A 12,140-nucleotide genomic window follows, 5' to 3' on the forward strand; every position below is an offset into this window, starting at 1 on the left:
ATCGAAGTTACGTCGATTCGGCCGTCCGGTCGACGTTTCCGTGTCCCGGCCGTCCCCCGGCAGGTAGAGCCGCGACGAAGGCGGTGAAGGTGGCGCGCTCTTGCTCGGTCATCGTTTCCTTCGGTATGGCCACCGCCTGGTACTTGCCGTACATGGCGTACCAGACCTCGGGCGTCTCGACGATGCGGTTGATCCCGGCCCAGCGCAGCCGCGTCTCGGTCAGTGATGTGATCACCGTGAGCCACTCCTCGTCGAGGGTCATGTGCTGGCTGTCCTTGACAGCCTGGGCTTGGCCCCGTATCGACCAGGCCACCGCCAGCGGCTGCATGCCGAACACGAGGAACAGCCCGATCGCCACCATGAGGTAGGCTGGCGGCGAGGCGGGTGTCCGCACCACCAAGAAGAGGCCGAAAAGAGCGCCGAGCACACCCAGAGCGCGGAGAACTCTGAGCTGTGAGCGGGAAAGGAAGGTAAGCGTGCGGCGCAGCCGGCCTTCGTCATACGGCACCCACATCGAAATCTGCATCGCGAGATCGTAGCCGTGCGGGCCGAGCCGAATCGCGTCCGCTAGGCCGCCGTGTGCGCGACCCGATCGTCCCGGCGAACCCGGGCCAGCAGGCGTGCCAGCACCTCTGCCACCTGCGTCGGCTGCTCGAGGATCACCGAATGTCCCGCGCCTTCGACGATCGCGAGGGATGAGTGCTCGATCCTGGCGGCCATTTCGATGGCGTGCGAGGGCGGGGTCATCAGATCCGCCGACCCGCACAGCACCACGGTGGGGATGCGGGAGAGCAACGGCAGCGCGTCGGTGCGGTCGTAGGTGAGGAACGCGCTGAGGAAGCTGGCCATCGTGACGATCGAGGTCTCGTTGTGCATGGCGTTCGCGAGCGCGAGCACCTGCGGGCCCACCCGGCGATTGCCGAACTCCGCCGCCCGGATCACCGGCGCGAACAGCATGCAGGCCAGTACTTTCGCGCGATGCATCACGCCGGGCGCCCGCCGCACGGCCCGCTGGAACAGCGGGATCGCCGGATTGCGCAGCAGCCGCCCGAAACCGGCGTCCGCGACACCGCTCGCCGCCGTCGCCAGCAGCGCGACTGCGACGATCCTGGTGCCGATCTCGTGCGGGTTCTGCGCGGCGTAGCTGAGCACCGTCATCCCGCCCATGGAATGCCCGGCCAGCACGACCGGCCCGGACGGGGCCACTGCGTCGAGCACCGCGCGCAGATCGTGGCCGAGCTGGTCGAGGTGATAGGTCTGGTACGGCGCCGCCGCCGAGTCGCCGTGACCGCGGTGGTCGTAACAGACCACCCGGGCGCCGGCGTATTCGCGCAGCAGCGCGGCGCGGACGTGCGCCCACGATTGGGTGCGCAGGCAGTGTCCGTGCGCGAGGACCACGGTTAGTTCGGCATCGCGCGGCCCGTACTCGCGGACCGCCAGCGCCACCCCGTCGTCGGCGACGACCGTGACGCGACGCTCCTGCGTGGCGGCGATCATGCGGGTCGTGGACATTGCGGGCTCCGATTCCTGGACGACTACGGTTCCCACTCTCCGGCAATCCCGCATCGCGCATCAGGGGCCTCGGGTGCCCGGATCGTTCCCCGAGGTGGAGCGAATCCCCACCCAGGTGTGGGTGGGCGCCCGGGTGGTGACCTCGGTCGCCGGAACTTGCCATTCGGCAGCCGCCGGTGACACGGTGGAGGAAAGCCCGGCAGGCGGGCTTCCGGACGAGGGGCGCCGTACCCGGAACGCGACAAGACGGCCCGAGGAGATCGGCCATGTCCCCGTCGTGGATCCTGCTCGTCGTGTCCGGCGCCCTGGAGGCGGTCTGGGCCACCGCCCTCGGCAGAACCGAAGGCTTCACCCGCCTCGGCCCCACCCTCGTCTTCTTCGCCGCCCTCGCCGCCAGCATGACCGGCCTCGCCCTGGCCATGCGCGAGCTGCCCGTCGGCACCTCCTACGCGGTCTGGGTGGGCATCGGCGCCGTGCTCACCGTCGCCTACGCCATGGCGACCGGCGAGGAACCCGTCGGCGTCCTGAAACTGGTGTTCCTGACGATGATCGTCGGCGGCGTCGTCGGCCTGAAACTCGTCCATTGAGACAGAGCCGGTCGAACCGCGGTTCTACAGGTCAGTGGGCAGAATCCGGGAGGCTTTCCCCCGGGCGTCGAAGGTTCGATCGCCCGGAAGTCCCGCTGACCGCGCAGGCCCGGGCCTACTATGGCCGTCCCGCGCACGGCGCCGCCCCCGAGAAGTCGCTCATCCCCCATCACCACGCGTCCAAGAGACATCAGCTATGTCTGCACTCCCGTCGGCGCCGGCGGCAACCAGGGTGCGCGGGATGACGTCAACCGGCGTGAGGTCGGCGATGGTCGTGTCCAGGTCCTGGAGCTCGGTGAATTTACGGGCGCTGACCATGGCACGACGTTCGAACGAACCGAGGGTCTTGTTGTAGGTATCGACGACGCCCCCGATGTCGCGGCCGAGCTTGTTGAAGTGGCCTGCGACGTCGCTGAGGCGCTTGTGCAGTTCGCGCCCGAGGTTGAGCACCGCCTGGGTGTTCTCGGCGACGGCCTCCTGCCGCCAGATGTAGGCGACGGTGCGCAGCAGGGTGAGCAGGTTCGTCGGGGTCGCGAGGATGACGTGATTGCGGCAGGCGAACTCCCAGAGGGTGGGGTCCTGTTCCTCGGCGGCGCTGAGGAACGTCTCGCTGGGCAGGAACATCACCACGTATTCCGGGGTGCAGGGCAGCTGCGCCCAGTACTGCTTGCTCGCCAGCTGCTCGATGTGTTTGCGGACATGCCTGGCGTGCGCGGACAACCGCTGCTGCCGCTCGGTGTCGTCGCGCGCGTCGTAGGCTTCCAGGAAGGCGGAGAACGGCGACTTCGCGTCGACCACGATCGACTTGCCGCCACCGATGTTGACGGTCATGTCCGGGCGCAGGGTCGTCTCGTCGGCGTCGACGCGGGTCTGCTCGCAGAAGTCGACCCGATCGAGCATCCCGGCGGCCTCGACGACATTGCGGAGCTGGCGCTCTCCCCACTGGCCTCGAGTGTTCGGCTTGCGCAGCGCGGTCACCAGCAGACGGGTCTCCTGCTGCAGTTGCGCACTGGTCTTCGACATCACCTCGACCTGCTCGCGCAGCGAGGCGTACGCGCCGATCCTTTTCTTCTCCAGCTCGTCCACCTGCCCGCTGACCTTGTCGAGCTGCTGGGTCAGCGGAGCGAGCAGCGCTTCGACGGCAGTGCGGCGCTGGTCGAGATCCCGGACGGTGGCCTTGTCCCGCTGGTCGGCCACTTCGCTGAATCGCCGCACCAGTTCCGAGCCGGATTTCTGGACCACCACCGCCGCGACCTGTTGCGAGATCCGCTCCACATCCTGCTGCTCCCGATCCTTCTCGGCGAGCCGCCTTGTCGCGCCGATCAATTCGGCCTGCAGCCCGGCCTGGGCTGCGGCCGCGGCCTGCAACTGCCGCTGCAATGCCTGCACCTGCGCGCCTGCGGCGTCGCGTTCACCACGCAACTGTTGGGCGGCCTGACGCTCGCCACGCGCCTGTTCCTGCGCAACCGCGCCACGTCCACGACCGACCAGAAAGCCCACCCCACCGGACAATCCGGCCACCACGACCGTCATCACCACGAACACACCGATATCGATCAAGTCGAGCCCTCCGGCGAACATTCGATGCGACCCCGGCCCCGATGGACCGGCGAAGTGGAACCCGATCGGCCATCACCCACACCCGACGACCGCGCACGTAGATCTACCACTACCGGCCGACACAGGAGCAGCAAACGGCCAGACCGCTACACCGGGAAAGAAGCGGGCCCCGAGCAGATCGACTGCCCGGGGCCCGGATCGTGGCTCGATTCGACGAGAAGACGCTCACCACAACGGAACCGGAGTGGCGCCCAGCGGATACCAGCCGGGCAGGTCGCCGCGGGAGTTCACCACGCGTTCGATGCGCTTGTTGATGCCGGGGGTCATGTCGCCGTTCTGGATCATCTCGGTGAACAGCGCGGTGACATTGCCGTAGTCGAAGAAGTCGCGCTGCCAGCTCCACTGGAAGTTGCCCGCGTATTTGAACCAGCTGCCCTGGATGCCGTTGAGGGCGTAGTTCGTGCCGTCGGGGCGCTTGACATCGCAGATCTGCTTCCACAGGCCGATCATGTCGCCGGTGGCCTCGTCGACGACCCAGGACTGGTAGGGGTAGGTCCAGCCGTCGAGGCCGTCCATCTCCAGGCCGATCGCGTAGTCGCGGATCTCGTCGCGGCCGACTGCCATGAAGTCGTGCTTCTGCCCGTAGTTCCAGCCGTAGGTGGCGTCCTCGGTGTAGAACTCCGCCAGCGGCCGCCAGTCACCTGCTCGTTCGCACTCGTCGTTCGCCTTCAACCAGCGTTCGATCATCTCGTCGAGTTCGGCGCGAGGGTAGGACATGTTCATCTGCTCCGATCTGTGCAGCGGACTCCCGGCCGCATCCCGCGACGTCGAGCCCAGATGACAGCGCTTACGGTACACAGAGCAAATACAGTTGTATAGACACCTGTCCAAAAATGTGTCGATCAGGCGCGGCGGCCCCGGCTTCGTCATGCCGGCGGCCCGGGGGAACGCCGAACCCGGCGTCCCCCCGGTCGATCACGCCGAGACGGCGCGTGCCGAACTCGCGGCGCATCGACCGGCGATCCGGCCGAGACCGACCGCGGTGAGCAGCCCGTTGCCCGAGCAGTAGCCGCGGGCGCCGTCGGCTCCCGAGACGCCGGTCGCGACGCCGCCGCCGGCGTAGAGGCCGGGCACGGGAGTGCCGTCGGTGCGGATCACCTGGGCGTCGCCGTCGATGGTCACGCCGCCCTGGGTGTGGAACAGGGCCGGGACGGAGCGCACGACGCAGTACGGCGGTTCCAGGGGAGCCAGACCGAAGTCGGTGCGGCCGAACGGGTCCGGCTGTTCGCCCGCGACGGCGGCGGCGTACCGGGCCAGCGCCTCGCGGACCGGCTCGGGCTCGCAGCCGATCGCCTCGGCGACACCTTCGGCGTCGGCGGCCTCGGTGACGCCGCCGATATCGACGAGTTCGGCGAATTCGGGCTCGTTGCTACGCACGTATTCGCGGATCTTGGTGTCGAAGACGACATAGCTCTCCGGTGCGTGCGCGCTGACCACGGTGGCGAAGCCGGAGTAGCCGACGCTCTCGTCGCCCATACGATCGCCCTTGGGAGACAGCAGGATTCCGCCCTTCTCCACGGTGGTCCACGAGGTGATCGAGCCGTGCGGATAGGCGACGGCAGCGTAGCCCTGGTAAGCGCCCATGTTGCCGGTGCCCGCACCCAGTTCCAGCGCCCAGGAGATGGCTTCGCCGGTGGAGCCCTCGGCGCCGAAGTACTGCGCGCCGAGGATCTCCGGCGCCCATTCCCGCAACATGTCGCGGTTGGCGCCGAAACCGTTGGCCGCCAGCACGACCGCGTGCGCGCGGATGTCGTAGGCGCCGGAACGCGGGCCGTCGACATGGACGCCGACGACGCGGCCGTCCTCGACCAGCAGCCGGCTCACCGGGTTGCCGGTGACCACGTCGACACCGAGCCGCTTGACCTCGGCGAGCAGGTCGCGCATGAGCGAGGCGCCGCGCCGGTCCGGCGGGGCGTGCAGGCGCTCGACGGAGTGGCCGACATGCTTGTAGTCGGTGATCAGACGCAGGTCGATGTTGTGCTCCTCGACCAGCCACTCCACCAGCGAGGCCGATTCCGCGGCCAGCTGCCGGACCAGGCTCTCGGCATCGTGCGGGCCGCTCTGCCTGAGCAGATCCTCGGCCATCCGCTCGGGGCTGTCCTCGATCCCGGCCGCGCGCTGGTAGCGGCTGCCCGCGCCGGGGATCGAGCCGGTGCTCACACCGGTATTGCCGATGGGCCGGTCCAGCTTCTCCAGGACGACCACCCGGGCGCCCTGTTCGGCCGCGGCGATGGCCGCGGTCAGCCCGCAGCCGCCCGCTCCGACGACCACGACATCGACGTCGACCTCGCTCATCGTGCTTCCTCCTCGTTGCCGCCCAGCGCACGCAGCCGCTCGACCAACTCGGGCGTGGTGGTGACGTCGGCGTACTTCTGGGCCATGTCGAACAGGTTGACCTCGTGCACCAGCGGGCTGCGGTCGTAGACGGCGTCGGCCGGCACGGTCACCTTGAAGTTGTAGGCGAACGCGTCGACGACGCTCGAGCGCACGCACCCGGAGGTGCTGCAGCCGGTGATCACCAGCGAGTCGACCGCGCGGTCGATGAGGTAGCTGGTCAGCGGGGTGCCGAAGAAGGCGCTCGGGTGCCGCTTGGGCAGCAGCACATCGCCCTGCACTGGCGCGATCGACTCGACGAAGTCGTATCCGCGCGCGGGGATCGACATGATCGCGGGCACCTTGGCGCCGAGCGTGCCGGTGTCGTAGCTCTGCTTGGGCGCCACGTGCGGGTAGAGCACCGGCCAGCCGTTGGCCCGGAACACCGCGAGCAGGTCGGCGATCTTGTCGACCGCGTCCCAGGCGACATCGCCGACGGCGGTGGGGAATTCCGCGACGGCCTGCTCGAAGGGCACCCGCTCGGTGCCCACCGTGCGGTACTGCACGTCGATGATCAGCAGTGCGGGACGCTCGCCGAGGCCTACGGGCTTGCCGAATCCGGCCAGTTCGTAACGCTTCAGGGTTTCGGCGTCGACGGCTCCCGCGCCGCCCGCGGACCAGGGCTGTGCGCTCACAGCTGGCTCTCCTTCGCATGGGTCGTGGTGGTGTCTGCGGCGGCGATGGCGGCCAGCGCCGCGGCGCCGCTGTTCGAACGGTTCAGATAGCGGCCGGTGGGGGCGTCGGCCAGGACGCCGTCGCGCACCGCGAAATGACCGCCGACCAGGGTGTGACGCACCGAGAGCGGGACCTCACGTCCCTCCCACGGGGTGTACTCGGCGGCCGAGTGCTGGGTGGCGGCGGTGATGGTGGTGGGGGCCTCGGTGTCCAGGACCACCAGGTCGGCGTCCGAACCGACGGCGATGGTGCCCTTGCGGGGGTACATGCCGAACAACTTCGCCGAGCGCGTGCTGGTGGCATCGACCAGGCGTTCCAGCGCAACGCCCCGCGCGAGGCCCTCGGACAGGGTCAGCGGCAGCATCGCCCCGACGCCGGGGAAGCCCGCCGTCGCCGTCCAGATGTCCTTCTCCTTGTTGGACTTGTGCCGCGAGTTGTGGTCGGAGCCCACGGTGTCGACCTCGCCCGCCGCCAGACCGGCCCACAGCGCCTCGACATCGGCGGGCGGGCGCAGCGGCGGGTTGACCTTGCCGTAGGTGCCGCAGCTGGATTCGGTGCTCAGCGTCAGGTACTGCGTGCAGGTCTCGACGAACAGGTTCGGGTAGCCGGCCCGGTGCATCCTGGTGGCCGACAGCGCGGCCTCGCTGCTGGTGTGCACGGCGTACATGGAGGCGCCGGTGACGCCGGCCAGGTACGAGACACGCTGCTGCGCTTCGGCTTCCACGTAGGACGGGCGCGAGTTGTGCCAGGCCCACAGCGGACCGCGGCTCTCGTCGCGGGGCTGCTCGCGCAGGCGCCAGACGAGTTCGACATTTTCCGGATGCGGATTCACCATCGCGCCGTGATCGGCGGTCAGGCCGAGGATGTCGTACATGAAGGCGTCGTCGTTGCCCGGCATGCCGAGGTACTTGCCCTCGTCGCCGCGGAAGTTCATGAAGAACTTGAAGCTGGAGACGCCCAGTTCGCTCACGTAGCTCGGCAGCGCCTTCAGGTGCTCGGGGGTGCCGAGCACGAAGTGGAAGCCGAAGTCGGTGCGCGCGTTGGCCGCCATGACGTCGCGGGCGGCGGTGAACACCTCCTCGTAGGGGTCGGCGCTCATCAGGTAGGCGAGCATGGTGGTGACGCCACCGGCCACCGCCGACGCGGTCTCGAGATCGGCGTCGTCGGGATCGCGGGGCACCCGGATGTCCTTGCCCAGATGCACGTGCGGATCGATCGCACCAGGCAGCACCATGGCGCCGCGCAGATCGATCACCTCACGGGCCTGCTCGGGGGCGTCCTGGGCGACGATGCCCGCGACCTTGCCGTCGCGGACCAGGATGTCGACCTTGCTGAGTCCTTCGCCGTGCAGGAAGACACGGCCGCCGTGCAGCCGTAGGTCGTAATCGGTGCTCATCACTTCGCCTCCTCGACCGCGGCGTACCGGGCGTCGAGCTCGTCGAACAACGGTTTGGAGACCAGGCTCTGGCGGTCCTGCCAGCTGATCATCTTGTCGGCGGCGTCGATGGTGTCGCCGTGCTCGTACAGGTGCTGGAGCACCGAACGCATGCCGAGCACGGCGCCGCGCATGGCGGCATTGGCGTAGAGAGCGACCGAGAAGCCGAGTTCGCCGAGCTCGGCGCGGCCGAGGATCGGCGTGAGCCCGCCTTCGACCATGTTGGCCATGTGGATGCCGGGGACCGCCGAGGTGATCTTGCGCATCTCCTCGGCACTGCGCGGCGCCTCGACGAACAAGACATCGGCGCCCGCCTCGAGGTACCGCGCGGCCCGCTCACACGCCTCTTCGATGCCCGCGGTCGCCCTGGCGTCGGTGCGAGCGATGATCACGGTGTCGTCGTCGGCGCGAGCGTCGACCGCCGCGTGGATCTTGCCGATCATCTCCGAGGCCGAGATGACGTCCTTGCCGGCGAAATGGCCGCACTTCTTGGGAGCGACCTGGTCCTCCAGCTGGATCGCGGCCGCGCCCGCGCGCTCCAGCCTGCGCACGGTGCGCTGGACGTTGAGCGCGCTACCGAAGCCGGTGTCGGCGTCGACGACCAGGGGCAGCGAGACCGCGTCGGCCATGACGGCCACATGGTCGGCGATCTCGTTCATGGTGAGCAGACCGAGGTCGGGCATCCCGAGATAGGTGTTGGTCACGCCGGCTCCGGAGACGTACACCGCGCCGAAGCCGGTCTCCTCGACCACGCGGGCCGCGAGCGCGTTCGGCGCGCCGGCCAGGAGCAACGGGCCGTTCTCCTGGTCGGCCATGCGTTCTCTCAGGACTTTTGCCAAGGTCATTCGTCGGGTTCCTTTTCATTATCAGGCAGCCCGAGGGCCGCAATCGCGCTCTCCATCGAGTGCTGGAGGTGCTCCTCCATCCGATGGATCGCGCGGTCCAGATCGCGATCCTTCAGTGCCGCAATCAGTTCCTTGTGTTCCACGACCGCGGCACGGGCACGGGTCGGCTTGCTCGCCGACATGGTGCGGGCCAGGGAGAGCAATCGCTGGGTCTCCAGCGCCGCCGACAGCAGCGCCTGGTTGTTCGTGAGCACCAACAGCTGCAGGTGGAAGTCGAGTTCGGCCGGGTAGGCGGTATCGGCTGTGGCCGCGACCTTTTCCTGCGCGGCCGACTGCAGGGCTTCCAGATCCGCCAGGTCGGCGTCGGCAGCGTTGCGGCACAGCAGCCGCACCGCGTGCAGTTCCAGAGCGGTCCGCAGTTCGTAGAGGTCGACGATCTCCTGTCGCGTGAAGGTGCGCACGAACGCGCCGCGATGGCTGATCACCGTCAGCAGACCCTCACTCACCAGCCGCTGGATGGCCTCGCGCAGCGGACCGCGGCTGATACCGAGATCGGCGGCGAGAGCGACTTCGTTGAGTCGCTCGCCCGGCTTCAGGGTGCCGTCGAGCACCATGTCGCGAAGGACGGCTTCGGTTCGATGCGCGAAGGTGCCTTCGCGATGCAGGCGGGGGGCGGCGGTGGGTCGTGACGTCGTCATGGGGTCAAGCATCCTTCAAAGCGGTACCTGCTGTTTCACGCATCGCCAGTGCTGCCGCGAGCGTGATCAGCGCAGTGGCCATGAGGAAGTACGCCGGCGACAGCGAGCTGCCGGTCTCCCGCACCAGCCAGGTGCAGATGTAGGGCGAGAAGCCACCGGCCAGCGCGGCGCCGAGGTTGAAGCCGAGCGCGATACCGCTGTAACGGACACGGGTGGGGAACATTTCGGTGAAGGCCGAGAAAGCGACACCCATCAGAGCGGAGTCGATCAGCCCCAGCACGACCATCGAGACCAGCGTGATCGCGCCGCCCTGCTCGAAGAGAACGAAGACGGGGATCGGAATCACCAGCGCCACAACGGTGGCGCCGAGGAAGACCGCCTTACGGCCGATCTTGTCCGACAGTAGGCCGAAGAAGGGCATGCACACCGTGGCTACGGCCAGGGTGATCGAGTTGAACCAGAAAGTGGTGGTCGAGGACATGCCCACGACGGTCTGCAGGTGCAGCGGAACGTAGACGTAGGCGACGTAGTAGGCCGAGAACAGCAGGATCGACAGGCCGAGGCAGATCGCGAGCGCCCGGCGGTGGCTGCGGAACAGCTCCTTCATCGGGCTGGCGACGGTGTCCTCGGCGGGCGCCACGAACCGCGGGGTCTCCTGCAGTTGGGACCGGATCCAGAGACCGAACAGTCCCAGCGGGATGGCGGCCAGGAACGGGATGCGCCAACCCCAGTCCCGCATGGCGTCCTCACCGAGGACGGTGTTGAGCAGCGTGATGAACAGCGAAGCCATCAGCGCGCCACCGAGCGCGCCGGTCTGGACCGACGAGCACATCAGCCCGCGGCGGTTGTTCGGGGAGAACTCGGCGACGAACGCGGCCGCGCCGCTCACCTCGCCACTGGCCGCCAGGCCCTGCATGCAGCGCGCCAGGACGAGCAGAACCGTGGCGCCGACGCCGATGGCGGCGTAGGTGGGCAGCACACCGATCATGCCGCTGGCGACGGCCATCAGAAAGATGGTGAAGGCCAGCACCTTCTTGCGGCCGTACTTGTCGCCGAAGTGCCCGAAGATCACCCCGCCGATCGGGCGGAGCAGGAACGCCGCGGCGAAGGTGAGCAGCGTGGCCAGCAGCGCCGAGGTGGGGTCCTCGGTGACGAAGAAATGCCCGGCGATGATAACGGCAAGGTAGCCGTACGCGCCGAAATCGAAGTACTCCAGCAGGGATCCGATGAAGCCTGCGGCAATGATCCGCGGCTTGATCTCGGTCTGCCGGTCGGGGGAAGCGGCGTGGGCGGGGGGTGCCGCAGCGATCTCGGTCATGGGTTCCTCGTGGTCATTGCGCCAGAGCGCCTGAGAAGCGAACGTCCCGCATCCGTGGGACTGGGATCACACTTTGCCTCGCCCTGTAGTCAACTGTCAACAGTTTGCAATGTTAAAGCTAAGTATCAGCAATCGCGCCGCCGGGTGCGCACCACCGCCTCCAGCGCGCGACCGCCCGGCCCGGGGGGCGGAAGTCCCCTACCGGTTCCCGCCGCACGGCTACCGTGGCAAGTCGATCGATAGGACGACCATGCGAGGTGGCAGATGCACGCTTTCCGGGCAGCCGTGGAGGCTCGGGACGAGGCCGCGATCGAGGCGTTGCTCGCCGACGACGTGGTCTTCACCAGTCCGGTGGCGTTCAAGCCCTATCCGGGCAAGCCGATCACTGCGGCGATTCTGCGCGCGGTGATCCGGGTGTTCGAGGACTTCCGGTACGTGCGCGAAATCGCCGACCAGGGCGGCCGCGACCACGCGCTCGTGTTCGAAGCCACCGTCGACGGCAAGAAGCTGACCGGGTGCGACTTCCTGCATGTCGACGAGGACGGGAAGATCGACGACTTCATGGTGATGGTGCGTCCACTGTCGGCGGCGCAGGCGCTGGCCGAACGGATGGGTGAGCAGTTCGAGCGCATCGAGGCCGAGGCCACCGCGCAGTACGAGCGGCAAGCCGCCGACGAGTAGCGCACCCGCAGCCGGACTCCGGCGTCGTCAACCGCCCCGGACGCTCGAGGTACCGTTGGCCGACGCAGGAAACGCTGTGTCGCGTGGACGGATATCGCCAGCCGGGAGGGGTTGTGACGGCAGATGCGGACAGCGCCCCGACCTCTGCCGACGCCACCCCCGTCGCCGGCGCGGCCGGGTACACCGTCCGGGTCGTGGCCGAACGGCTCGGCGTCCCTACCGCGACGCTGCGCAGTTGGACCCGCCGCTACGGCATCGGGCCCAGCCAGGAGCGACCGGGCAAGCACCGCCTCTACACCGAATCCGATATCGCGACCCTGGAGCACATGCTCGGTCTGATCCGGGCGGGCGCGAGCCCGGCGGGCGCGGCGGCCGCGGTGGCCGCGCGGACCATGC

Annotated in this window: 13 protein-coding genes and 1 riboswitch; of the genes, 3 read left to right on the forward strand and 10 right to left on the reverse strand. The window is 68.5% G+C overall.

Going from position 1 to position 12,140, the window contains the following annotated elements; translation table 11 throughout:
* Positions 1-7 precede the first annotated feature (7 nt).
* Together ON26_RS19865 and ON26_RS19870 are read right to left on the reverse strand one after the other, a co-directional pair.
* On the reverse strand, positions 8-526 hold the full coding sequence (locus ON26_RS19865) for a YcxB family protein (protein ID WP_040797669.1): 519 nt from the start codon (positions 524-526) through the stop codon (positions 8-10).
* A gap of 41 nt (positions 527-567) precedes the next feature.
* On the reverse strand, positions 568-1,512 hold the full coding sequence (locus ON26_RS19870) for an alpha/beta fold hydrolase (RefSeq protein WP_040797670.1): 945 nt from the start codon (positions 1,510-1,512) through the stop codon (positions 568-570).
* Between the two features lie 189 nt (positions 1,513-1,701).
* Positions 1,702-1,768, forward strand: a riboswitch (guanidine-III (ykkC-III) riboswitch).
* 10 nt (positions 1,769-1,778) lie between these two features.
* Here ON26_RS19870 and ON26_RS19875 point away from each other — a divergent pair.
* The gene (locus ON26_RS19875) at positions 1,779-2,099 is read left to right on the forward strand and encodes a DMT family transporter (RefSeq protein ID WP_040797671.1); all 321 of its coding nucleotides are present in this window, start codon (positions 1,779-1,781) and stop codon (positions 2,097-2,099) included.
* A gap of 159 nt (positions 2,100-2,258) precedes the next feature.
* Here the strand turns inward: ON26_RS19875 and ON26_RS19880 are convergent, their stop codons facing one another.
* The 8 genes from ON26_RS19880 to ON26_RS19915 all read right to left on the reverse strand — a co-directional run bounded on the left by ON26_RS19880 (position 2,259) and on the right by ON26_RS19915 (position 11,063).
* Positions 2,259-3,659, reverse strand: a complete 1,401-nt coding sequence (locus tag ON26_RS19880; protein ID WP_157171948.1) for a DNA recombination protein RmuC — start codon at positions 3,657-3,659, stop codon at positions 2,259-2,261.
* Positions 3,660-3,884: 225 nt separating this feature from the next.
* Positions 3,885-4,436, reverse strand: a complete 552-nt coding sequence (locus tag ON26_RS19885; RefSeq protein ID WP_040797729.1) for a Cif family virulence factor — start codon at positions 4,434-4,436, stop codon at positions 3,885-3,887.
* Positions 4,437-4,634: 198 nt separating this feature from the next.
* The gene (locus ON26_RS19890) at positions 4,635-6,014 is read right to left on the reverse strand and encodes an FAD-dependent oxidoreductase (protein WP_040797672.1); all 1,380 of its coding nucleotides are present in this window, start codon (positions 6,012-6,014) and stop codon (positions 4,635-4,637) included.
* Positions 6,011-6,727 (reverse strand): isochorismatase family protein, encoded by a 717-nt coding sequence (locus ON26_RS19895; RefSeq protein WP_040797673.1) that lies wholly within the window; start codon positions 6,725-6,727, stop codon positions 6,011-6,013. Before ON26_RS19895 ends, ON26_RS19890 begins: the two co-directional genes overlap by 4 nt.
* On the reverse strand, positions 6,724-8,163 hold the full coding sequence (locus ON26_RS19900) for a dihydroorotase (RefSeq protein WP_051027250.1): 1,440 nt from the start codon (positions 8,161-8,163) through the stop codon (positions 6,724-6,726). The genes ON26_RS19895 and ON26_RS19900 overlap by 4 nt, the downstream gene beginning before the upstream one ends.
* Positions 8,163-9,047, reverse strand: a complete 885-nt coding sequence (locus ON26_RS19905) for an isocitrate lyase/PEP mutase family protein (protein ID WP_040797674.1) — start codon at positions 9,045-9,047, stop codon at positions 8,163-8,165. The genes ON26_RS19900 and ON26_RS19905 overlap by 1 nt, the downstream gene beginning before the upstream one ends.
* Entirely contained in the window at positions 9,044-9,745 is a 702-nt protein-coding gene (locus tag ON26_RS19910) for a GntR family transcriptional regulator (protein WP_169333742.1), read from the reverse strand. The genes ON26_RS19905 and ON26_RS19910 overlap by 4 nt, the downstream gene beginning before the upstream one ends.
* A 4-nt stretch (positions 9,746-9,749) precedes the next feature.
* Positions 9,750-11,063: an MFS transporter gene (locus ON26_RS19915; protein ID WP_218000602.1), complete on the reverse strand. Its 1,314-nt coding sequence runs from the start codon at positions 11,061-11,063 to the stop codon at positions 9,750-9,752.
* A gap of 264 nt (positions 11,064-11,327) precedes the next feature.
* Here ON26_RS19915 and ON26_RS19920 point away from each other — a divergent pair, with 264 nt between their 5' ends.
* Together ON26_RS19920 and ON26_RS19925 are read left to right on the forward strand one after the other, a co-directional pair.
* The gene (locus tag ON26_RS19920) at positions 11,328-11,744 is read left to right on the forward strand and encodes a nuclear transport factor 2 family protein (protein ID WP_040797676.1); all 417 of its coding nucleotides are present in this window, start codon (positions 11,328-11,330) and stop codon (positions 11,742-11,744) included.
* A gap of 113 nt (positions 11,745-11,857) precedes the next feature.
* A partial coding sequence (locus ON26_RS19925; RefSeq protein WP_040797677.1) for a MerR family transcriptional regulator occupies positions 11,858-12,140 on the forward strand: 283 nt, incomplete at its 3' end.

Origin of the sequence: Nocardia higoensis NBRC 100133, assembly GCF_000308595.1 — a bacterium.
GTDB classification, from domain to species: Bacteria; Actinomycetota; Actinomycetes; order Mycobacteriales; family Mycobacteriaceae; genus Nocardia; species Nocardia higoensis.